Origin of the sequence: Streptomyces sp. NPDC087440, assembly GCF_044744005.1 — a bacterium.
In the GTDB taxonomy this organism is placed as follows: Bacteria; Actinomycetota; Actinomycetes; order Streptomycetales; family Streptomycetaceae; genus Streptomyces.
In genome coordinates this window covers 253161-276039 of the sequence record NZ_JBIUXN010000009.1, presented here as the reverse complement: position 1 = coordinate 276039, position 22879 = coordinate 253161, and the positions used below count along the sequence as shown (strand labels likewise).

The following is a 22879-nucleotide window of genomic DNA, read 5'->3' as shown; positions in this document are numbered from 1 at the left end:
GGCCGTGCTGGGACATATACGTTGGACGCACATAACGCCGTCCCATCCCCGGAATCCCGGCCCCTGCCACGTCTGATACCCCGGAGGGAGAAGGGGAGTTCATCGAAACCGCGACGGGCGGGCGGTGAGGGAGGTGGCCGTGCTGGGACATATACGTTGGACGCACATAACGCCGTCCCATCCCCGGAATCCCGGCCCCTGCCACGTCTGATACCCCGGAGGGAGAAGGGGTGTTCATCGGAGCCGGGACGGGCGGGCGGTGGGTGATGAGGCGGGAAGGCGGCGGAGAGGTGGCGGGGAGGTATCTCAGAAGTGGGACACTTCCGCGCCCGAATGTCTCACCCTTGGCACCCGCCCCCACGAGTCCACTCGCGAGTCGGTATCCGCTGCCGCCCGCGCGGCCGAGGTGGCGCGAAGGTATCCGAAAAGTGGGACAGAACTTCTCCCATGTGTCCCACTCTTGACGCACCCCCTCGCACCCGGGTGAGCCCGCACTTTTGTATCCGGGTGAGCCTGCACCCCCGCGAACCCGTGAGCCCGCATCCCGGTGAGCTGGCCTCCTCCGCAGTCACGTGCCCGGGTGCCCCGCTCTTGGGCGCGTGCCCCTGTGAGCCTGCACTTTCGTATCCGGGTGAGCCTGCACCCTCGCGAACGAACCCGTGAGCCCGCATCCCGGTGAGCTGGCCTCCTCCGCAGTCACGTGCCCGGGTGCCCCGCTTTTGGGCGTGTGCCCCTGTGAGCCTGCACTTTCGTATCCGGGTGAGCCTGCACCCTCGCGAACGAACCCGTGAGCCCGCATCCCGGTGAGCTGGCCTCCTCCGCAGTCACGTGCCCGGGTGCGCCGCTCTTGGGCGCGTGCCCCTGTGAGCCCGCGCCCTCGCATCCGCGTGCGCCTGCACCCGCGTGAGCCCGCGCCCTCGCGCCCGGGTGAGCCCGCGCCCTCGCACCCGCGTGAGCCTGCACCCTCGCACCCAGGTGAGCCTGGACCCTCGCATCCGCGTGAGCCCGCACCCTCGCGAACGACCCCGTGAGCCCACGTCCCCGTGAGCTGGCCCTTTCCGCAGTCACGCGGCCGAGGTGGCGCGGAAGCGGGACACTTCCGCGCCCGGGTATCCCGTTATCCCGTTTCTGCCGCACACCCCTGCAGGCCGGGCCCGCCTGTGGGCCGGTCCCGCATTCGTCCGCGCGGTGGGGGTGTCTCAGAAGTGGGACACTTCCGCGCCAGAGTGTCCCACTTCTGGAGCACACCCCCGCCAGCCCACTCCGCGAAGCGGTTTCCCTACCCGACCCGCCCATGTGGGCAGCAGAGGTCCGGCACTGTGCAGGCATCTCCCGTACACATACACAACCGCAGACCCACCCGCCCGTCTCGGCCGCACATCCAACCACCCACCATCACCCATCGCGCCGCCCGTCCCGATTCCGACGAACACCCCTTCATCCTCCAGGCGGGGTGTCAGGCGTGGCGGGGTACGGGATTCCGGGGATGGGATGGCGTTATGTGCGTCGAACGTATATGTCCCAGCACGGCCACTTCCCTGGAATCCACCCACTCACATCAGCAACCAGCTTGAGCATCAGCCCAACGGCGGCCCGCACCCGCAAAGCCCAGGCCGGCAGCCCCATTGAGGTCGGCGCACCCCCACCGGCCGCAACTGCTCCCACGCTCCCGCCACCCATAGCCGACACCCCACCCACCGGCAGACACGACAACGAACAGCATCGGCCGTTTCCCGAAGCCCCTACCCACGCACCCGCACCCGGCAGCGGCGTACGGCCACTTCCCGGACCTTCCCCGGGGCCATTTTTCGGCCGTCCTCCGCACAACGAAACCTGCGCTGGAGGGGAGACTGTCAAGGGTGAAGCGAAGCGAAATCGGCGAAGCCGACGCGACAAAGGAGCGCCCTTGACGGGCTCCCCGTAAGCGCCACACTCCGGTCCAGAGGACGGCCCCACCAACACCCGATCCAGGCCCACCCCTGCTCCGGGATCTGACCCGCACTCGTGATTCGGGCCCACCCCTGCTCCGGGATCTGACCCGCACTCGTGATTCGGGCTCACCTCACTCCCGGATCTCACCCGCACCCCCGCCCCGGGCCCACCCACTCCGGCTACTTCTTGCCGCCCCCCAGCACCTGCCCCAGCAGATCACCGAGCCCGCCCCCCGCCCCCGGCGCCGCCCCCGCCGCCCCCGGATTCCGCTTCTCCGTGGCCCGCTTCGTCACCACCGCCAAGACCACCGGCAGCGCGATCTCGATGGCCCGCGTCACCGACGCCTCGGGCAGCCCGGTCTTCTTCGCGACCGCACTCGCCACCGGCTTGGCCATCTTGCCGAGCATCCCGGCCATCATTCCGCCGCCGAGCAGACCTCCCAGGCCGCCACCCAGCGCGGCCACGCCCTGGAGCGGCGGATCGGCAGCCTCCGTGAGGGCCGCCCGGACCTCCTCGGCCTCCTCGGGCGAGGCGTTCTCGGCCTTCTCCGCGAGCCCGCCCGCGAAGGCGTCCGCGGTGGACGCCACGACGCTCTGGGCGCCCGCCGCGTCCGTACCGAGCAGTCCGGCGATCTCGGCGAGCTTGTCGTCGCCCAGCTCGTTGAGCACGTCCTTCTGGAAAGAGTCGTCGTTCATACCGGAAACGCTACGTCTGCACCCAAATGTCGGCACCTTATGGCCGCCCGAAGAAAATCCCGCACCCGCCGTACAACCCTCCGCCCCCCTCGCGGGTCATACGTGGCATCAGGGCTTCCGGGGGGAATCTGGGGGGATTCGAGGGAGGCCTGACACGGAGGGGGACACCGAAGGGCCCGGTCGACGGACCGGGCCCTTCGACTTGCCGCGCACCGCTGCCCGATGCCCGGCGGAAGCGGGTCGGAATCCTCCCTTCGGGCAGCAGGCGGGCGGTTCACGAGACCCCGGCGCGCGCCCGCCCTAGCATGGGCGCTCCCGGCCCCGCCCGACCGCCCGCCAGAGGAGTTGACCATGGTGTTCGCCGTTGACCCCGAGGCGTGCGAAAGAACTGCGGACGCGGTGCGTGCCGCGCTGCAGCGACGCCCCGACTGGCTCCGGGCCTTCGAGCAGGACTGGCTGAGCGCCGCCGCGGACTTCGACAGCGAGGCGCTGGAGCGGGTGGTCGACAAGTGGTTCCCGTTCGCCTGCGCCTGTGCCACCCCCGGCTACCTGGACGAGGTGGAGCACACCGTCAAGCGGATGGCGGAGGGCGACACCGAGGGCATGGTCTTCTTCGACGACGACGGCAACGCGTACGACGCCGACAGCAACCCGGTGGACGCCAGGGGGCACGGATGAACGACGTGTACGCGATCCGCTACGCCGACCGGGCCGCACGGTGCAGGGCGGCCCTCGTCGCACCGCAGCGCGCGTCCCTCGCGGCGCTGGAGAAGCAGTTGGCGCGCAACCCCTTCGGGGCTCCGGCGACCAGCAACCGGGACAACAGCTGGTCCGCCGCCTTCACCGGGGGCTTCGTGACGTACATCGTCTCCAACCGGCATGTCGTGGTGAACGTCGTGGACCTCGTCGCGCTCTGATCCGGCCCCGGCCGACAGCGTGTGCGGGCCTTTGTCCACAGGTCCGCACACGCTGTCGGACCCCGGCGGTAGCGTCGTCCCATGTCCAGCACAGTCAGCAGCGCGGCAGGCGCACAGGGCGGTCCGGTCAACAAGGCCGTGGTCGAAGGCGTCCTGGAGCGGATCACGTACGCCAACGAGGAGACCGGCTACACGGTCGGCCGCGTCGACACCGGGCGCGGGTCCGGCATGGGCGACCTGCTGACCGTCGTGGGTGCGCTGCTCGGCGCGCAGCCGGGGGAGTCCCTGCGGATGGAGGGGCGTTGGGGGTCCCACCCGCAGTACGGCAAGCAGTTCACGGTGGACAACTACACGACGGTCCTGCCCGCCACCATCCAGGGGATCAGGCGCTATCTGGGGTCGGGGCTCATCAAGGGCATCGGCCCGGTGATGGCGGACCGCATCACCACCCACTTCGGCGTCGACACCCTCGACATCATCGAGCAGCAGCCGAAGCGGCTGGTCGAGGTGCCGGGGCTGGGGCCCAAGCGGACGAAGATGATCGCCGTCGCCTGGGAGGAGCAGAAGGCCATCAAGGAGGTCATGGTCTTTCTGCAGAGCGTGGGGGTGTCCACGTCGATCGCCGTCCGTATTTACAAGAAATACGCGGACGCCTCGATCTCCGTGGTGAAGAACCAGCCGTACCGTCTCGCCGCCGACGTCTGGGGCATCGGTTTCCTCACCGCCGACCGCATCGCCCAGGCCGTCGGCATCCCGCACGACAGCCCCGACCGGGTCAAGGCCGGGTTGCAGTACGCCCTGTCCCAGTCCACCGACCAGGGGCACTGCTTCCTCCCCGAGGAGCAGCTCATCAGCGATGCGGTGAAGCTGCTCCAGGTCGACACCGGGCTGGTCATCGACTGCCTCGCCGAGCTGGCTGAGGACCCGGAGGGTGTCGTACGGGAGAAGGTGCCCGGCCCCGAGGGGCCCGGCGGCGAGCCCGTCACCGCCGTGTACCTGGTGCCCTTCCACCGGGCCGAACTCTCCCTCGCCGGGCAGGTGATGCGGCTGCTGCGGACGGACGAGGACCGGATGCCGGGGTTCCGGGACGTGGACTGGGGGAAGGCGCTCACCTGGCTCGCGGGAAGGACCGGGGCCTCCCTCGCTCCCGAGCAGGAGGCCGCCGTCAAGCTGGCGTTGACGCAGAAGGTGGCCGTGCTGACCGGCGGGCCCGGCTGCGGCAAGTCCTTCACGGTGCGGTCCGTGGTGGAGCTGGCGCGGGCGAAGAGGGCGAAGGTCGTGCTGGCCGCGCCGACCGGGCGGGCGGCCAAGCGGCTGTCCGAGCTGACCGGGGCGGAAGCCTCCACCGTGCACCGGCTGCTGGAGCTGAAGCCGGGAGGGGACGCGGCGTACGACCGCGAACGGCCCCTGGACGCCGACCTGGTGGTGGTCGACGAGGCGTCGATGCTCGATCTGCTGCTGGCCAACAAGCTCGTCAAGGCGGTGGCACCCGGTGCCCACCTGCTGCTGGTGGGGGACGTGGACCAGTTGCCGTCGGTGGGGGCGGGGGAGGTGCTGCGGGACCTGCTCGCCGAGGACGGGCCCGTGCCCCATGTGCGGCTCACCCAGATCTTCCGGCAGGCCCAGCAGTCGGGTGTCGTCACCAACGCGCACCGGATCAACTCCGGCGAGCACCCCCTCACCCGGGGCCTCAGCGACTTCTTCCTCTTCGTCGAGGACGACAACGAGGAGGCGGGGAAGCTCACCGTCGACGTCGCCGCCCGCCGCATCCCGAAGAAGTTCGGGCTCGACCCGAGGACGGACGTGCAGGTCCTCGCCCCCATGCACCGGGGGCCCGCCGGTGCGGGCACCCTCAACGGGCTGCTCCAGCAGGCCATCACACCCGCCCGGCCCGACCTCCCCGAGAAGCGGTTCGGCGGCCGCACCTTCCGCGTCGGCGACAAAGTCACCCAGATTCGGAACAACTATGACAAAGGGGAGAACGGCGTCTTCAACGGGACCGTCGGGGTCGTCACCGCGCTGGACCCGGTCGAGCAGACGCTGACGGTGCGTACGGACGAGGACGAGGAGGTCCCGTACGACTTCGACGAACTCGACGAGCTGGCCCACGCGTATGCCGTCACCATCCACCGTTCCCAGGGGAGTGAATATCCGGCCGTGGTGATTCCGGTCACCTCCGGGGCCTGGATGATGCTCCAGCGGAACCTGCTCTACACCGCCGTGACGCGGGCCAAGAAGCTGGTGGTGCTGGTCGGCTCGCGCAAGGCCATCGGGCAGGCCGTGCGCACGGTTTCGGCCGGTCGCCGGTGCACCGCACTCGCCCATCGGCTCGCAGGCGGAACGTACGTACCGACTCCTCGGCGGTCGGGCGGGTAAACCCTTGCGGGCCATCGGTGGGAAACATCACCCGGGGGTTCCGGAACCGGGGCGAAGGGGGCAGTATGAGCAGGTTGGCGGCACTCAGTGCCGCGAACTGGCCTGTTGGCCGACCCCGAGTGCACTCTGCTGAGCCAAGTGGGGGATGGTAGAGACAGTCAGGGCACCTCGAAGAAGAGGCACTACGTCGGTGAGGGATGACGTGAGCGAGAGCGACAACTCTGTAGTACTGCGGTACGGCGATGGCGAGTACACCTACCCGGTGATCGACAGCACCGTCGGCGACAAGGGCTTCGACATCGGGAAGCTCCGGGCCCAGACCGGTCTGGTCACCCTGGATAGCGGATACGGCAACACCGCCGCCTACAAATCCGCCATCACCTACCTGGATGGCGAAGAGGGCATCCTGCGCTACCGCGGGTACCCGATCGAGCAGCTGGCGGAGCAGAGTAGCTTCCTGGAGACCGCCTACCTGCTGATCAACGGCGAGCTCCCGAAGGACGACGAGCTGTCGACCTTCAAGAACGAGATCACCCAGCACACGCTGCTACACGAAGACGTCAAGCGCTTCTTCGACGGCTTCCCGCGCGACGCGCACCCGATGGCCATGCTGTCCTCGGTCGTCTCGGCGCTGTCCACGTTCTACCAGGACAGCCACAACCCGTTCGACGAGCAGCAGCGCCACCTGTCGACGATCCGTCTGCTGGCCAAGCTGCCGACGATCGCCGCCTACGCGTACAAGAAGTCGATCGGTCACCCGTTCGTCTACCCGCGCAACGACCTCGGCTACGTCGAGAACTTCCTGCGGATGACCTTCTCGGTCCCCGCCCAGGAGTACGACCTCGACCCGGTCGTCGTCTCCGCGCTGGAGAAGCTGCTCATCCTGCACGCGGACCACGAGCAGAACTGCTCGACCTCCACCGTGCGCCTGGTCGGCTCCTCGCAGGCGAACATGTTCGCCTCGATCTCCGCCGGCATCTCCGCCCTGTGGGGCCCCCTGCACGGCGGCGCCAACGCGTCCGTGCTGGAGATGCTGGAGGCCATCCAGGCCGACGGCGGCGACGTCGACGCCTTCATCCGCAAGGTGAAGAACAAGGAGGACGGCGTCCGCCTGATGGGCTTCGGCCACCGGGTGTACAAGTCCTTCGACCCGCGCGCCAAGATCATCAAGGCGGCGGCGCACGACGTCCTCTCGGCCCTCGGCAAGTCCGACGAGCTGCTGGACATCGCGCTGAAGCTGGAGGAGCACGCGCTCTCCGACGAGTACTTCGTCTCGCGCAACCTCTACCCGAACGTCGACTTCTACACGGGTCTGATCTACCGGGCGATGGGCTTCCCCACCGACATGTTCACCGTGCTCTTCGCGATCGGCCGCCTGCCGGGCTGGATCGCGCAGTGGCACGAGATGATCAAGGAGCCGGGTTCGCGCATCGGCCGCCCGCGCCAGATCTACACCGGCGAGGTCCTGCGCGACTTCGTCCCGGTCGAGGGCCGCTGACCGTACGGTCACGTCTCTCGGGGCAGCGGGCCCTCTCAGGGCACGCAGCCACATCAGGGCAACGAAAAGCGCCCCGCCGTCGATCCCCCCACGGGTCGACGATGCGGGGCGCTTTCCTGTTTCCCGGTTCGGATTCCCCCCACGGGATCTCCACCGGGCGTCTGACGGCTTGCGCCGCCAGAAGTCTCTGGATCGTGCGTCCTGCTGCGTACGTACTGCTGCCTGCTGCGGTCCGCCAGGACACGTAACGAACGGGAGGGCCGCTCAAAGCTCCCCGGTGTACGTGTCCCGGCCAACGCTTGCCGGGGACGTCCCCCAAGACATCCCGCGTCGAACGTCCCCCAAGACGTTCTTGGCATCGCTTATTGGACTCGCGACCCCGGCCAATGGTTACCCCCCAACCACAGTGATCTACGTCACTCCACAGTGCACTGAGGTTGCGACGCGTTCGTGTGCGTTGGTGTACATCATGTGAAGGTACGTAGCCGGAGGCTGTTTGTCACTACGAAGACGGAAGAGAACGCCATCGCGAATCCGGCGATCATCGGGTTGAGCAGCCCGGCAGCCGCCAGCGGGAGCGCCGCGACGTTGTAGCCGAAGGCCCAGAAGAGGTTGCCCTTGATGGTCGCCAGGGTCTTCCGGGACAGCCGGATCGCGTCCGCCGCGACCCGCAGATCTCCCCGTACGAGCGTCACGTCGCCCGCCTCGATCGCGGCGTCGGTGCCGGTGCCCAGGGCCAGGCCCAGGTCCGCGGTGGCGAGCGCCGCCGCGTCGTTCACGCCGTCGCCCACCATCGCGACCGTGCGGCCCCCGGACTGGAGCCGGGCGACCACGGCCGCCTTCTCCTCGGGCAGGACCTCGGCGTACACCTGGTCCGCGTCGATGCCCACCTCGGCGGCCACCGCGTCCGCCACCCGACGGTTGTCGCCGGTCAGCAGGACCGGCACGAGGCCGAGCGCGCGCAGGTCCCGTACGGCTTCGGCGCTGCTCGCCTTCACGGTGTCCGCGACGGTGAGCACACCGCGCGCCGCGCCGTCCCAGGCGACCGCGACGGCGGTACGTCCCCGGGCCTCGGCGGCGGCCTTCGCGTCGGCCAGCTCGGGCGGCAGCTCGATCGCGGCGTCGGACAGCAGCTTGGCCCGGCCCACGAGGACGGCGTGTCCCTCGACGGTGCCGCGCACGCCGAGCCCGGGGACGTTCGCGAAGCCGGTGACGGGTGGCAGGTCCGGGCCCGCGCCCCGGGCGAGGGCCCGCGCGATCGGGTGCTCGGAGGCGTCCTCCAACGCACCCGCGAGCCGCAGCAGCTCGTCCCGGTCCCCGCCGGCGGCCGGGAAGACGTCCCGCAGTTCCATCCGGCCGGTGGTCACGGTCCCCGTCTTGTCCAGGACGACGGTGTCCACCCGGCGCGTCGACTCCAGCACCTCGGGCCCCTTGATCAGGATGCCGAGCTGTGCGCCCCGGCCCGTGCCCACCATCAGCGCGGTCGGCGTGGCCAGCCCCAGCGCGCACGGGCAGGCGATGATCAGCACCGCCACGGCCGCCGTGAACGCCGCCGTCACGTCGTCCGTCGCCAGCAGCCACCCCACCAGCGTCCCCAGCGCGATCAGCAGCACCACCGGCACGAACACCGCCGAGATCCGGTCCGCGAGCCGCTGCACCTGCGCCTTGCCGTTCTGCGCGTCCTCGACGGCCTTCGCCATCCGGGCCAGCTGCGTGTCCGCGCCGACGGAGGTGGCCTCGACCACGAGCCGCCCGCCCGCGTTCACCGTCGCCCCGGTGACGCGGTCGCCCGGGCCGACGTCCACCGGCACCGACTCGCCGGTCAGCATCGAGGCGTCCACCGCCGAGTCGCCCTCGACCACCGTGCCGTCGGTGGCGACCTTCTCCCCGGGACGTACGACGAACCGGTCGCCCACCGCCAGCAGCCGGACCGGAATCCGCACCTCCTGACCGCCGCGCAGGACGGCCACGTCCGTGGCGCCCAGCTCCATCAGGGCCCGCAGCGCGGCCCCCGCCTTCCGCTTGGAGCGGGCCTCCAGCCAGCGGCCGAGCAGGATGAACACGGTGACCCCGGCCGCCACTTCCAGATAGACCGTCGACGCCCCGTCGGAGCGGCCCACCGTCAGGTCGAAGCCGTGCCGCATCCCCGGCATCCCCGCGTCCCCGAAGAACAGCGCCCACAGTGACCAGGCGAAGGCCGCCAGGGTGCCGGTCGAGACGAGGGTGTCCATGGTGGCGGCGCCGTGCCGCAGGTTCGTCCAGGCGGCCCGGTGGAAGGGCAGCGCACCCCAGACCACGACGGGCGCGGCCAGCGTCAGCGACAGCCACTGCCAGTTGTCGAACTGCAGGGCCGGGACCATGGACAGCAGCACCACCGGGGCGGCCAGCAGCGCACAGACCACGAGTCGCTGCCGCAGGGCCGCGAGCTCGTGGTCGACCGGCTCCGGGGCGTCGTCCTCCCGGGGGGCCTGCGCGGCGGGCTCCTCGGCCGTGTACCCCGTCTTCACGACGGTGGCGATCAGCTCGGGGACGCCGACCGACTGTCCGTCGTACGCGATGCGCGCCTTCTCCGTCGCGTAGTTGACGGTGGCGGCCACGCCCTCCATCCGGTTGAGCTTCTTCTCGATGCGGGCCGCGCAGGAGGCGCAGGTCATGCCGCCGATGGTCAGCTCGACGTGGGCATCCAGAGGGGCGGGCGGGGTGGCGCTGTTCATCGGGGCTCCAGACAACGGACGGGGCCGTACCCGTCCAGTATGGGCAACTGGCGGGTACGGCCCGGGGGCTTGCGGGACAGCGGGGTCAGAGGGTGCCGACCAGCTCGTACCCGGCCTCGTCGACGGCGGCCCGGACGGTCTCCTCGTCCAGCGGGGCGGCCGAGACGACGGTGACCTGACCGGTCGAGGCGACGGCCTTGACCGAGCTGACGCCCGCGATCTCCGCGATCTCACCGGACACGGCACCCTCGCAATGACCGCAGGTCATCCCCTTGACCTCGTACACCGTGGTGACGGAGCCGACGGCCACGTCCGCCGCACCGCTGGAACCGCAGGAACCGGACGGCGAGCAGCAGGAACCGCCCGAGGCGGGGGCGGTCTCGGCGGAGGCGGGGGTCTGGGTCTCAGCGGTCATGGCGGTGCTCCTCTTCAAAGGAAGTGCGTGACGGTGATGCGCAGGAAGACCACGGGTCTCCGGTGCCTCCCTGATGCTCCACACACTATACCCCTAGGGGGTATCAATTCCAGCCCACCCCGGACGGGCGCGTCGCACGGGCGCGCACGCCCCCGAAGGAAGCTGCGAAGCAGCCCTTCAGGGGCGCGGGGAACTGCGCGACCAGCCACCCACCCAGCCGCGCGGCCCAGCGCTTTAGGTGAAGGGGCGGGACCGGGGCGGGCGCCGCAGGCAACCGAGGTGCCGGGCACGGCACACAAAGACCTCACCGCAGCCAGCCGGGCCACCGGCCACGGGCACAAAAGCGCCCCGCCCCCGGTGGGGGACAGGGCACGGCACAAGCACGAGTACGGAGGCCTCACCCCTCCGGCCACCCCCGGTGAACCTCCCACTCCCGTGCCCCGGGCTCGACCCGTCCACGGCGCGGGCCCCGCACCGAAGGGCCGGGTACGGCCGGATGCGGGGCCCTGCGGGAGGAGGAACGTTCAGTCCCGGCGTCCTCGGTTGCCGGGGCGGCGAGCCACCCAGCTGCGGATCGTGTCCGCGTACCAGTACGGCTTCCCGCCCTCCACGTGGTCGGGCGGCGGCAGCAGGCCGTGCTTGCGGTACGAGCGCACGGTGTCCGTCTGGACCTGGATGTGCGCGGCGATCTCCTTGTACGACCAGAGTTTGTGGTCCGTCATCATCGGTGCACCTCCCTGCGACGTCCGCAGCCACGGCCGGGGGGCCGTCGGGGGAGCTGCGGCTGTCGCTGGCGATCACTCAGCCTCTGCCCCGTGAACGACGCTGAGTGACGAAGGGGGAGGGGCTGTGGTGTGCCTGTGACGGAAGACCCGCGTAATGGCGACAAGCGTGACGCGGGGGACACCTCTGTGACGCAAGTGGTGCGGGGGAGCGGCGGGACACGCCGAACGGGCCGGACCGATGTGCTCGGTCCGGCCCGCTCCGGGGTGTAGTGCAGAGGCCTGGGACCTCAGCAGACCCGGACGCCCGCGATCTTCTTGCCGCCGCGCAGGTAGACGTTGCTGACCCAGGCGAAGTCGCTTCCGGCGGGCAGCGTCACCTTGCTCCACCAGCGGTTCACGCTGCCGTCGGCGGTCCTGACCGGGCTGGTGTTCCGGTTGGTCTGGCAGTAGGCGAGGAGCCAGATGCGGGACTTGGTGGCGAGGACGTAGGCGCTGGTGCGCGGGGCCACCCGGAGGTGGACGTTGCTGGCGTACAGATAGACCTTCTTGGCGTTCGCGGCCTGGGCCTCCAGCCGGGCCTGCTCGGCTTCCTGGGACGCGGCCGCCGGGCGGGGCGGCTCGTCGGCGTACACGGCGGGTGCGGTCAGCAGAGCAGCCGTGCATACGGCGACTGCGGCGATGCGTACGAGTGTCATCGTGAGGGTTCCCCCTGGTGGGACCGGGTGTCGTGGGCATGCCCGAACGGGCCGTCGATCACCGGCCCCGTGCACGGGGAGCCTGCCCGACTCCCGCGCCGCGTCCCGGGAGCGACCTCCGGCTTCACCCGTACGGCCGCACTCCCTGCTACGCCCCGCACCCCCGCAAAAACGCCCGCATCCGCCGGGCGATCGGCAGCGGCGCGTCCGGGGCGCACGGGTACATGTCCTGCTCGACGATCGCGAACAAGTCACTGTCGCGCGCGTCCGCGAGGCGCTGCGCAGCCGCCAGCACCGGTGCGAGTTCGGGCACCCCTTGCGGCGGTTCGCACATCACACCGAGCCCGACGGCGGGGCCGAACGGCAGCTGTTCCTCGCGCACCCGTGCCAGCACCGCCGGGTCCACCTGCTTCAGGTGCAGATAGCCGATCCGCTCCCCGTACGTCTCGATCAGCTTGACGCTGTCGCCGCCGCAGTAGGCGTAGTGCCCGGTGTCCAGGCACAGCGACACCAGGTCGCCGTCGGTGCCGTCCAGGAGGCGTACGACGGCCTCCTCGTCGTCGACATGGGTGTCCGCGTGCGGATGCACGACCACCTTCAGCCCGAACTCCTCACGCACCTGCCGCGACAGCCGCTCCGTCTGCGCGGTGAGCGTGCGCCACTGCGCGGGGGTCAGGGTCCGGTCCTCCAGCACCTCGCCCGTCCTGTCGTCCCGCCAGAACGCCGGAATCATCACCAGGTGGTCGGCGCCCACGCCCTGCGCCAGGCGGGCCACCGTCGACACGTGCGACCAGGTCGACTCCCAGTGCCGTACGCCGTCGTGGTGCAGCGCGGTGAAGACGGTCCCCGCGGAGGCCCTGAGTCCGCGCGCCCGAAGCTCCGGCAGCAGGGCGGCGGGTTCCGGGGGCAGATAGCCGTACGGGCCCAGCTCGATCCACTCGTACCCCGCGCCGGACACCTCGTCGAGGAAGCGCCGCCAGGGCACCTGCCGGTTGTCGGAGGGGAACCAGACGCCCCAGGAGTCCGGGGCGGAACCGATCCTCAGGCGTGTGTGACGTGCGTCAGGAGCCGTGCCGTCAGCCGTGCCGTTAGCCGTGTCGGGAGCCATGCAGGAAGGGTCCGGGCGGGTCGCGAGGGGTGTCAAGAGGGCGACGGGGGGTGGGGGTTGAGGGTGCTCGGGTGTCCTGAGGTCCGTATGTCCGGACAAACCATTGACAGCGTTCCGAGCCCGCGGATAGACCTGAAAGCCCGTGGAGGGCCGGAAGCGGCCGCCGTCCGATGCCGCCGCCCGTACGGAGGAGAGGCTCGTGTACGACCTGATCGTGATGGGCCGCCTCGGCGTGGACCTCTATCCGCTCAGCCCGGGCGTGCCGCTGGACCGCGTCGAGACCTTCGGCCGGTTCCTCGGCGGCAGCGCGGCGAACGTGGCGGTCGCCGCCGCCCGCCTGGGGCGCCGGACGGCCCTGGTGTCCCGCACGGGGGCCGACCCCTTCGGCGCGTACCTGCGCCGGGAGTTGGAGGCCTTCGGGGTGGACGCGCGCTGGGTGACGGAAGTGGCCGCGTACCCGACGCCCGTCACCTTCTGCGAGGTCTTCCCGCCGGACGACTTCCCGCTGTACTTCTACCGGCAGCCCCGCGCCCCCGACCTGGAGATCCGCCCCGGCGAGAGCGACCTCGACGCGGTGCGGGCCGCACGGCTCTTCTGGGCCACCGGCACCGGGCTCTGCGCACGGCCCAGCAGGGACGCCACCCTGGAGGCCCTCGCCGCCCGCTCCCGCGCCCCGCACACGGTGCTCGACCTGGACTGGCGGCCGGTGTTCTGGACGGGCCAGGACCCGCGCCCGTACTACCGGGAGGCCCTGCGGCACGCGACGGTCGCCGTCGGCAACCTCCAGGAGTGCGAGATCGCCACCGGAAAACGAGCACCTCTGGAGGCGGCGGCGGAACTCCTCGCCGCAGGGGTGGAGTTGGCGGTCGTGAAACAGGGGCCGCACGGGGTGCTCGCCGTGCACCGGGACGGGACGCGGGTGGAGGTGCCGCCCCTGGAGGTGACAGTCCTCAACGGGCTCGGCGCCGGGGACGCCTTCGGCGGCGCCCTGTGCGAGGGGCTGCTCGCGGGCCGCCCGCTGGAGGAGACGGTGCGCCGGGCGAACGCGGCGGGGGCACTGGTGGCCACCCGGCTGGAGTGCTCCTCCGCGATGCCCTACGCACACGAGATCGACGCACTGCTGGCGACGGAGGGCACGGGTCATGGGTGAACACCTGCACGTGGTGGCGGGGAGCGAGGCGAAGGGGCCGTACGCGCTCGACATCGGCCCCGGGCGGGCTGGCTGGGAGTACGCGTCGCTGCGCGTGCTGGAGCTGCGGCCCGGCGGGTCCCACCACCTCGCCACGGGCGACACGGAATGGATTCTGCTGCCGCTGGCCGGGGCGTGCAGCGTCCTGGTCGACGGGCAGGTCATCGACGTGCGGGGCAGGGAGGGGGTGTTCGCGTCGGCGACCGACTTCGCGTACCTCCCCCGGGACGCCCACGCCCAGATCGCCTCCGGCGCGGGCGGCCGCTTCGCCCTGGCAGGAGCGAAGTGCGAGCGACGGCTGACCGCCCGCCACGGCCCCGCGCCGGAGGTTCCCGTCGAGGAACGGGGGAGCGGGCGCACCGCGCGCACGGTGCGCAACTTCGCGTCCGCCGAGGCCTTCGCCTGCGACCGGCTGATCGCCGTGGAGGTGATCACCCCGCCGGGGAACTGGTCCTCCTACCCGCCGCACAAGCACGACGAGGCGGTGGAGGGGCGGGAATCGGTACTGGAGGAGATCTACCACTTCGAGCTCACCGGAACCGCCTACCAGCGCATCTCCCCGTCCCGCCCCGGCGGTGCGGACCTCCTCGCCGAGATCCGCTCCGGCGACACGGTCCTCGTCCCGGACGGCTGGCACGGCCCCTCCATCGCCCCGCCCGACGCCCCCCTCTACTACCTGAACGTCATGGCAGGCCCGGTCCGCTCCTGGCAGATCACCTTCCAGCAAGACACCGGCCCCACCTACCGGTGACGGCCGTCCCGGCCCCCCTGGAGCCCCCTGAGCCTCCCTCAGCCCCCTTGGGCGGCGGGGCCGCCCCCCGGGGGCGGGACGGGCGGGCAAGGGGGCGGCCCCTCCCGCTCCCGGCCCACCCCGGGAGCCCCCGCCCAGCCCCGTCACCGGCCGCCCACCCCCGCCAAGCCCCCGGCCCGGACCCGTACCCCTCCCGGAGGAGCCCCCCCGATGCCCCCCGCCCCCAGGACCCGCCACCTCACCACCGCCCAGGCCCTCCTCACCTTCCTCACCCACCAGCACACCGAACACGACGGCCACCGCCACCGCCTCATCGCCGCCACCTGGGCAATCTTCGGCCACGGCAACGTCGCCGGCCTCGGCCAGGCCCTCACCGAACTCGGCCCCGACCGCATGCCCTTCCTCCAGGGCCGCAACGAGCAGGCCATGGTGCACGCCGCCAGCGCCTACGCCCGCCACCGACGCCGCCTCTCCACCCACGCCGTCACCACCTCCATCGGCCCCGGCGCCACCAACCTCGTCACCGGTGCCGCCCAGGCCACGATCAACCGCCTCCCGGTCCTGCTCCTGCCCGGCGACACCTTCGCCGCCCGCCCCGCCGAACCCGTCCTCCAGCAGCTCGAAGCCCCGTACGCGGGCGACGTGTCCGTCAACGACTGCCTGCGCCCGGTCTCGGCGTACTTCGACCGCATCACCCGCCCCGAGGCCCTGATCCCCGCCGCCCTCACCGCGATGCGCGTCCTCACCGACCCGGCCGCCACCGGCGCCGTCACCCTGTGCCTGCCGCAGGACGTCCAGGCGGAGGCGTACGACTGGCCGGAGGAGTTCTTCCGCGACCGCGTGTGGCAGGTCCGGGCCCAGGAACCGGACGCGGAGGCCCTGGAGGAGGCCGTGCGGCAACTGCGCGCCGCCCGGCGCCCCCTGATCGTCGTCGGCGGCGGCGTCCGGCACGCCCACGCCCAGGACGCCCTCGGGCGCTTCGCCCGGCGCACCGGCATCCCCGTCGCCGCCACCCAGGCGGGCAAGGGGGCCCTCCCGTACGACCACCCCTGCGACGTCGGAGGCATCGGGCACACCGGCACCGCCACCGCCAACCGCCTCGCCCGCACCGCCGACCTGGTGCTCGGCGTCGGCACCCGCTGGACCGACTTCACCACCGCCTCCCGCACCCTCTTCGAGCACCCCGGCGTCCGCTTCGTCAACCTCAACGTCACCGGCTCCGACGCCCACAAGCTGGGCGCCCTCGCCGTGGTCGGCGACGCCCGCAAGGGGCTTCAGGCGCTCGCCGACGCGTTCAACGGCCGTACGGACGAGGCGTACCGGGCGGAGTACCGGGCGGGGAAGACGGAATGGGAGGCGCACGTGAGCGCCGTGTACGCCGCCCGTGACGACAAGGCCGCACCCACCCAGGCGCAGGTCCTCGGCGTACTCGACACTGTGGTCGACGAGCAGGACATCCTGATCAACGCCGCCGGATCGCTCCCCGGCGACCTGCACCAGCTCTGGCGGACCCGCTCGCCCGACCAGTACCACGTCGAATACGGCTACTCCTGCATGGGTTACGAGATCCCCGCGGCCGTCGGCGTCCAGCTCGCCGACCCCGGCCGCCCGGTCTGGGCGCTCGTCGGCGACGGTACGTACCTCATGAATCCGACGGAAATCGTCACCGCCGTACAGGAGCGTCTGCCCATCAAGGTGGTGATCCTCGACAACCGTGGGTACGCCTCCATCGGCGGCCTCTCCGAGACCGTCGGCGCGGAGCGCTTCGGCACCGACTACCGCTTCCGGGCCGTGGACGGAACGTACACGGGAGAGCCCCTGCCACTGGACCTGGCCGCCAACGCCGCATCGCTGGGAATGCGTACCCTGCGCGCCCACACCATCGCTGACCTGCGGGAAGCCCTGGTGGATGCGCGTGCGAGCACCGTTCCCACATGTGTCTACGTCCGGACCGAAACGGGCGACACAGTGTCGGGCCCCTCCGAGGGTGCCGCGTGGTGGGATGTTCCCGTGGCCGAGACCGCGACCCGCCCGTCGGCGACCTCGGCCCGCGCACAGTACGACCGGCACGTCGCAGCCCGACGCCACCACCTCTGAAGGAGTGCAGTTCATGAAGACCGTCAACCACTGGATCGGTGGCAAGACCGTCGAGGGTGCGTCGGGCAACTGGGGCCCCGTCACCGACCCGGCCACCGGCGCCCCCGACACCCGGGTGGCCCTGGCCTCCGTCGAGGAGGTGGACGCCGCCGTCGCGTCCGCCAAGGCCGCGTACGCGACGTGGGGGACCTCCTCGCTGTCCACGCGCACCGCGATCCTCTTCCGCTACCGCGCCCTGCTGGACGCGCACCGCGACGAGATCGCCGCCCTGATCACCGCCGAGCACGGCAAGGTGCACTCGGACGCGCTCGGCGAGGTCGCCCGCGGTCTGGAGATCGTCGAGCTGGCGTGCGGCATCACCACGCAGCTCAAGGGCGAGCTCTCCACCCAGGTGTCGAACCGGGTGGACGTCTCCTCGATCCGCCAGTCGCTCGGTGTCGTCGCGGGCATCACGCCGTTCAACTTCCCGGCCATGGTGCCGATGTGGATGTTCCCGATCGCCGTCGCGTGCGGCAACACCTTCGTTCTGAAGCCCTCCGAGAAGGACCCCTCCGCCTCCCTGCGCCTCGCGCAGCTCGCCACCGAGGCCGGTCTGCCGGACGGCGTGCTGAACGTCCTGCACGGTGACAAGGTCGCCGTGGACCGCCTCCTGGAGCACCCGGACGTCGCCGCGATCTCCTTCGTCGGCTCGACCCCGATCGCCCGCCACATCCACCAGGTGGCCTCCGCCAACGGCAAGCGCGTACAGGCCCTCGGCGGCGCCAAGAACCACATGCTGGTCCTCCCGGACGCCGACCTGGACGCCGCCGCCGACGCGGCCGTCTCCGCCGCGTACGGCTCGGCCGGTGAGCGCTGCATGGCCATCTCCGCCGTCGTCGCCGTCGGTTCGATCGGCGACGAGCTCGTCGCGAAGATCGTCGAGCGCGCCGAGAAGATCAAGATCGGCCCGGGCAACGACCCGACGTCCGAGATGGGCCCGCTGATCACCGCCGCGCACCGCGACAAGGTCGCCTCGTACGTCACGGGCGCCGCGGCCCAGGGCTCCACCGTCGTCCTCGACGGCACGGGTTACACGGTCGAGGGCTTCGAGAACGGCCACTGGATCGGCCTCTCCCTCCTGGACAACGTCCCGACCGACTCCGACGCCTACCGCGACGAGATCTTCGGCCCGGTGCTGTGCGTGCTGCGTGTCGACACGTACGAAGAGGGCGTCGCCCTCATGAACGCCTCTCCCTTCGGCAACGGCACCGCGATCTTCACCCGTGACGGTGGGGCGGCGCGGCGCTTCCAGCTGGAGATCGAGGCGGGCATGGTCGGCGTCAACGTGCCGATCCCGGTGCCGGTCGGCTACCACTCCTTCGGCGGGTGGAAGGACAGCCTCTTCGGCGACCACCACATCTACGGCAACGACGGCATCCACTTCTACACCCGCGGCAAGGTCACCACGACCCGCTGGCCGGACCCGGCGGACGCTCCCTCGGGCGTCGACCTGGGCTTCCCCCGCAACAACTAGCTGTACGGGTCCTCTCCCTGACCCCGCCTCACCTGGCGCCCCCGGCTTCCCCCGGCCGGGTCCGCCCCCTCGACGGCCCCCCGGACCTCACCTCCGACGGGGCCGTCACCCTTTCCCCCTCCCGTTCCCGCAGCCCCCTTGAGCGCCGGGTCCTCCTCCGTAGCCCCCTTGGGCGACGGGCCCGCCCCTCCCCTTCCCCCCAGCCCCCTTGGGCGGCGGGGCCGCCCCCCCGGGGGCGGAACGGGCGGGCAAGGGGGCGGCCCCTCCCGCTCCCGGCCCACCCCGGTAGCCCCCGCCCCACCCCTGCGCCGGACGCCCGTCCCGAGAGGCCCCGGCCCCGCCCCCGTACCGCCCCACCCGGCTACGGGTACATCCGCCCCGCCCCCACCCCCCGCGCCCCCAACACCCTCTCCACCGACACCAGCGTGAAGCCCCGCCCCCGGAGCCCGTCCACCACCCCCGCCACATCAGCACCCTCCCGCACCCGCACCACCCCACCCGCCCCCCACCCCACCTGCACCAGCCCCAACTCCCTGCACAGAGCCCCCACCTGCTGATTCGTGCGCCCCTGCGGCGGTCGCATCAGCGTCGGCCGACGGCCCGTCACCTGTTCGATCACCCGTTGCGTCTGCACCAGTTGCCGCCGCGCCTCCGCCACCGGCACATCCGTGAGCCGAGGCTGCGTCCAGGTGTGGTTGCCCACGGTGTGGCCCTCCTCGGCCATCCGGCGCACCAGCTCCGGATGCCGGAAGAGCGGCCCCTTCCCGGCGACGAAGAAGGCCGCCGGTGCGTTCTTCTCCGCCAGTACGTCGAGCACCGCCCCGGTGCTGCGTCCGGGCTCCCCGTCGAACGTCAGCGCCGCGCACGCGACGACCCGGCAGTCCACCGGGTCCGCCGTCGCGCCTCCGGCGAAACCGGTCAGCAGGGCAGCGCCCACCACTGTGGCGGCGGCGATCAGGGAACGGCGCAGTTTCGTCACCGCACACCGGTACCAGCGGCGGTCCCCCGCGCAAACGCCACGCCCGGCGCAGATCACCCGGTCAGCGCGGCAACGAGCCCACCGCGACCGTCGCGCCCGTCTCCTCGTCCTCCTCCAGACGGGCCGTCAGCCCGCCCCGCACCATGGCCGCGATCGTGCGCTGCGCCTGCCGCTCGCTCGTCTCGATCAGCAGGCTCCCGCCGGGCGCCAGCCACCGCGCCGCCTGCGCCGTCACCCTGCGCTGCACGTCCAGGCCGTCCGCGCCGCCGTCGAGCGCCACGCGGGGCTCGTGGTCGCGGGCCTCGGAGGGGAGCAGGGGGATGTCGTCGGTGGGGACGTACGGGGCGTTGGCGATGAGGACGTCCACCCGGCCCCGTATCGCCGTCGGCAGCGGCGCGTACAGGTCGCCCTCGAAGACCGTGCCGCCCACCGGCTCCACGTTGCGCCGCGCGCACCGTACGGCCGCGCTCTCCACGTCCGCCGCGTACAGCTCGATCCCCGGCAGCCGCGTCCCCAGCACCGTCGCGGCGGCCCCCGAGCCGCAGCACAGGTCCAGGACGACGGCTCCCGGCTGCCGGGCGGCGGCCAGCGCGAGCGCGTGGGTGACGAGGAACTCCGTACGGGGGCGGGGCACGAAGACTCCCGGGTCGACGGCGATGCGGTGACCGCAGAACTCGGCCCAGCCGAGGACGTGTTCCAGCGGCAGCCCGTTCACGCGCAGGGAGACCAGGGCGTCCAGTTCCGCGCCGGTGTGCCCGGTGGACAGCAGCAACCGCGCCTCGTCCTCCGCGAACACGCAGCCCGCGGCGCGCAGTCGGGAGACGACGGTGGTGAAGACGGCGGGGGAGAGCGTGGTGGGCGTGGTGAGCGACATGGGAGGGCCTTTCGGAATGTTTACCGAGGGCGCTCTGCGGTCGATTCCGTTACGACGATGCCGGTGACGGCGGCGTACGGCGACCGAGGGGCGAGAGCACCCAACCTGCGACAGCGGTAATGGGTCTCACCTCCTGCGGTCCGGGCCCGCGCGAGAGTGGCGGGCAACGCGGTCCGACAGTACCCGAGCAGGTCAGCCGCGTACAGGGGCACGAAACGGGCCCGGCCCCCACCGCGGAGAAGCGGGGGAGCCGGGCCCGGTGCTCGTCAAGGGTGCGGGATCGGGCGTGGGGTCAGAGCGACTTCGCGGCCTCCTGGCCGATCATGATCCGCATCGGGACGACCGCCCGGTTGCCCGAGACCAGGAACGCCAGCACCATCGTGGCGACCATGACGCCGGTGCCGGCGGCGACCATCGTGTCGACCGGGACGGTGTACGCGCCGACGATCCGCACGACGCACTCCGCGGTCAGGGCGACACCCCACACGAGGGAGAAGTTCCGCTCCAGACGGCGAAAGCGCGGCGAGGCAGCCTGGAGGCGCTCCCAGGCGGCGGCGTGCCGCACGGAGTTCTTCACGACGGCGGGCTTGAGCGCGTTGCGCATCACCGGGCGGCCGGCGAAGGCGCTGACCAGGATGCCGACGCCGACGACGCTGGAGACGGCGCTGTCCTTGGCGAGCATCAGGCGGGGGTCGCCGGTCACGACGGACAGGGCGATGCTCGCCGCGTTCACGCACAGGATGAGCGCGGCGAAGCCGTTCACCCGGCGGTCCTTGACGAGGCCCCAGACGACGCGCAGGGCGGGCAGCGCACTGCTGACGGCCAGCGCGGACACCGTGCCCAGACCTGCCGCCTTGAGCGCGTAGTACGCGGCCAGCGGGACACCCGCGTCGACGATCAGCGGGGTGAGGCTCTGGAGCACCGGGTTCGGCGTGCGCCGCGGGCGGGCGGTGTCGACGGCGACCGCGGGAGCAACAGTGGTGCTGGTCTCGGTGATCGTGGCGACGCTCATGTCCGGGCTCCTCCGCTGTGGTCGGGGGCCTTCGCGGCGCCCCTTTTCGATGACCTCAGCTTCGCCCGGGCGGCCCCTCGCCCCGTAGAGCCTGCTGTCCTGTCCTCGGCATGACATTTGTCAGTGGCGCGAGGAGGACGTACGGGGGCAAGGGGCCCGGTGCGCCTGCTTGGTGGCTACTTGTTGACGGCGAAGCGCATCAGGGCCTGCTCGTCGCCCTGCTTGATCTTGCCGGTCTGGTTGATGACCTCCAGCTGCCAGCTCGGGCCGTTGCGCACCGCCTTGGCGACCGCGCAGCCGTTGTCGCTGGTGAGCAGCGACGGCCAGATGTCGGCGACCTGCTGGGTGCTGCCGCCCGTGGCGTCGTACACCTTGAAGCTGATGTTGCGCGCCTTGGAGAACGCGCTGCCCTTCTTGTACGCGGCGGCGACGAACACGATCGACGTGACGTTCTGCGGCACCTTGGAGAACTCCACGGTCACCGTCTCGTCGTCGCCCGCACCCTTGCCGGTCTGGTTGTCACCGCTGTGCACCAGGCCGCCGTTGCCGAGCGGGTCCAGCGAGTCCAGGCCCGCCAGGCGCACCGGGTCGCTGCCGGACATGGCGATGGCTATGAGGTCGAGGTCCGTGCCGACGGTGCGCATGAGCTTGCCGATGAGGCCGCCGCTGCTGCCGGAGGTGGGGTCCCAGGACACCCCGATGGACATGTGGGTCACACCGGCCAGGTCCGCCGGTCCGTCTTCCTTGCTGAGCGTGATCATGTGCGATCCCTTTGCTGGTGGACAAGTGAGTACAAAGTCTGCATCGATCGTTCGAACGATCTTGGGGCGGGGTTGGTTCCAGACCCGGTCGTTTCCCCGGTCAGGAACGGAAGTCCCACGTCAGGAACGGAAGTCCCACGTCAGGAACGGAAGTCCCACGTCAGCATCGCGAACACGCCGTCGTTCTGGGCGCCGGACGCCTGATACGTCGCCAGGGCCGGTGCGTTGTCGGTGTCGACGCCGACCCACATGTCGTAACAGCCGCGTTCCCTGGCCTCCCGGGCCAGCGCCTCGGTGAGCGCGCGCCCGATGCCGCGCCGGCGGTGGCCCTCGTCGACGGACAGTTCGTACAGGCACATCTCGGTGCCCTTGTCGGGGTGCGTCATCTCGATGCCGGAGACCATTCCGGCCGGGAAGCCGTCGACGTACGCGATCAGCATCAGGTGGCCGGGGGCGTCGAGGAAGCGTTGCGCCCACTCCTCGCGCGCGGGGCCGTCGTACAGGTGCTGGGCGGCGACGAGTTCACCGGTGCTGGTGGCGCGGCGGATCTCCATGCGGGCGGGTCCCTCCGGGTACGGGCGGTGCGTCCGGTGCCGGTGCTCGTGTCTGCGTCCGGTACTGGTGCTGC

Annotated in this window: 19 protein-coding genes; 8 read left to right on the top strand and 11 right to left on the bottom strand. The window is 71.5% G+C overall.

The window, feature by feature from the left end:
- Positions 1 to 2111: 2111 nt before the first annotated feature.
- Positions 2112 to 2627, bottom strand: coding sequence for a DUF937 domain-containing protein (locus tag ACIO3O_RS20395; RefSeq protein ID WP_401747676.1), 516 nt, complete (start codon positions 2625 to 2627; stop codon positions 2112 to 2114).
- A 351-nt stretch (positions 2628 to 2978) separates the two neighbouring features.
- Here ACIO3O_RS20395 and ACIO3O_RS20390 point away from each other — a divergent pair, with 351 nt between their 5' ends.
- From ACIO3O_RS20390 to ACIO3O_RS20375, 4 genes are all read left to right on the top strand, one after another.
- On the top strand, positions 2979 to 3305 hold the full coding sequence (locus ACIO3O_RS20390) for a DUF6247 family protein (RefSeq protein WP_401747674.1): 327 nt from the start codon (positions 2979 to 2981) through the stop codon (positions 3303 to 3305).
- Positions 3302 to 3544 carry a hypothetical protein gene (locus ACIO3O_RS20385; RefSeq protein WP_401747671.1) on the top strand — a complete coding sequence of 81 codons (243 nt, stop codon included), beginning with the start codon at positions 3302 to 3304 and terminating at the stop codon, positions 3542 to 3544. The genes ACIO3O_RS20390 and ACIO3O_RS20385 overlap by 4 nt, the downstream gene beginning before the upstream one ends.
- A gap of 81 nt (positions 3545 to 3625) precedes the next feature.
- Positions 3626 to 5920: an ATP-dependent RecD-like DNA helicase gene (locus tag ACIO3O_RS20380; protein ID WP_401747668.1), complete on the top strand. Its 2295-nt coding sequence runs from the start codon at positions 3626 to 3628 to the stop codon at positions 5918 to 5920.
- Positions 5921 to 6122: 202 nt separating this feature from the next.
- A complete protein-coding gene (locus ACIO3O_RS20375) occupies positions 6123 to 7418 on the top strand; it encodes a citrate synthase (protein ID WP_401747666.1) in 1296 nt (431 codons plus the stop codon).
- A 467-nt stretch (positions 7419 to 7885) separates the two neighbouring features.
- Here the strand turns inward: ACIO3O_RS20375 and ACIO3O_RS20370 are convergent, their stop codons facing one another.
- From ACIO3O_RS20370 to ACIO3O_RS20350, 5 genes are all read right to left on the bottom strand, one after another.
- Complete coding sequence (locus ACIO3O_RS20370) at positions 7886 to 10132, bottom strand: heavy metal translocating P-type ATPase (protein ID WP_401747664.1); 2247 nt, start codon at positions 10130 to 10132, stop codon at positions 7886 to 7888.
- Between the two features lie 85 nt (positions 10133 to 10217).
- Entirely contained in the window at positions 10218 to 10547 is a 330-nt protein-coding gene (locus tag ACIO3O_RS20365; protein ID WP_401747662.1) for a heavy-metal-associated domain-containing protein, read from the bottom strand.
- A gap of 524 nt (positions 10548 to 11071) precedes the next feature.
- Positions 11072 to 11269 (bottom strand): AlpA family transcriptional regulator, encoded by a 198-nt coding sequence (locus ACIO3O_RS20360; protein WP_189824300.1) that lies wholly within the window; start codon positions 11267 to 11269, stop codon positions 11072 to 11074.
- 290 nt (positions 11270 to 11559) lie between these two features.
- Entirely contained in the window at positions 11560 to 11967 is a 408-nt protein-coding gene (locus ACIO3O_RS20355) for a peptidase M23 (protein WP_401747660.1), read from the bottom strand.
- A gap of 148 nt (positions 11968 to 12115) precedes the next feature.
- Positions 12116 to 13075: a sugar phosphate isomerase/epimerase family protein gene (locus tag ACIO3O_RS20350; protein WP_401747658.1), complete on the bottom strand. Its 960-nt coding sequence runs from the start codon at positions 13073 to 13075 to the stop codon at positions 12116 to 12118.
- Between the two features lie 217 nt (positions 13076 to 13292).
- On the opposite strand from ACIO3O_RS20350, the gene iolC reads away from it, so the two are divergent.
- The 4 genes from iolC to ACIO3O_RS20330 all read left to right on the top strand — a co-directional run bounded on the left by iolC (position 13293) and on the right by ACIO3O_RS20330 (position 18625).
- Entirely contained in the window at positions 13293 to 14225 is a 933-nt protein-coding gene (iolC, locus tag ACIO3O_RS20345; protein ID WP_401747743.1) for a 5-dehydro-2-deoxygluconokinase, read from the top strand.
- Positions 14218 to 15015: a 5-deoxy-glucuronate isomerase gene (gene iolB / locus ACIO3O_RS20340; RefSeq protein WP_401747657.1), complete on the top strand. Its 798-nt coding sequence runs from the start codon at positions 14218 to 14220 to the stop codon at positions 15013 to 15015. The genes iolC and iolB overlap by 8 nt, the downstream gene beginning before the upstream one ends.
- 210 nt (positions 15016 to 15225) lie before the next feature.
- Positions 15226 to 17112: a 3D-(3,5/4)-trihydroxycyclohexane-1,2-dione acylhydrolase (decyclizing) gene (iolD, locus tag ACIO3O_RS20335; RefSeq protein WP_401747655.1), complete on the top strand. Its 1887-nt coding sequence runs from the start codon at positions 15226 to 15228 to the stop codon at positions 17110 to 17112.
- A 13-nt stretch (positions 17113 to 17125) separates the two neighbouring features.
- A complete protein-coding gene (locus ACIO3O_RS20330; RefSeq protein WP_401747652.1) occupies positions 17126 to 18625 on the top strand; it encodes a CoA-acylating methylmalonate-semialdehyde dehydrogenase in 1500 nt (499 codons plus the stop codon).
- A 361-nt stretch (positions 18626 to 18986) separates the two neighbouring features.
- Here ACIO3O_RS20330 and ACIO3O_RS20325 read toward each other — a convergent pair whose 3' ends face one another.
- From ACIO3O_RS20325 to ACIO3O_RS20305, 5 genes are all read right to left on the bottom strand, one after another.
- Entirely contained in the window at positions 18987 to 19604 is a 618-nt protein-coding gene (locus ACIO3O_RS20325) for a polysaccharide deacetylase family protein (protein ID WP_401747650.1), read from the bottom strand.
- Between the two features lie 61 nt (positions 19605 to 19665).
- Positions 19666 to 20478, bottom strand: a complete 813-nt coding sequence (locus ACIO3O_RS20320; RefSeq protein WP_401747648.1) for a putative protein N(5)-glutamine methyltransferase — start codon at positions 20476 to 20478, stop codon at positions 19666 to 19668.
- Between the two features lie 292 nt (positions 20479 to 20770).
- Complete coding sequence (locus tag ACIO3O_RS20315) at positions 20771 to 21490, bottom strand: VC0807 family protein (protein ID WP_401747646.1); 720 nt, start codon at positions 21488 to 21490, stop codon at positions 20771 to 20773.
- Between the two features lie 176 nt (positions 21491 to 21666).
- Positions 21667 to 22251 carry a TerD family protein gene (locus ACIO3O_RS20310; RefSeq protein ID WP_401747643.1) on the bottom strand — a complete coding sequence of 195 codons (585 nt, stop codon included), beginning with the start codon at positions 22249 to 22251 and terminating at the stop codon, positions 21667 to 21669.
- 140 nt (positions 22252 to 22391) lie between these two features.
- Positions 22392 to 22805, bottom strand: coding sequence for a GNAT family N-acetyltransferase (locus ACIO3O_RS20305; RefSeq protein ID WP_401747641.1), 414 nt, complete (start codon positions 22803 to 22805; stop codon positions 22392 to 22394).
- Positions 22806 to 22879: the final 74 nt, after the last annotated feature.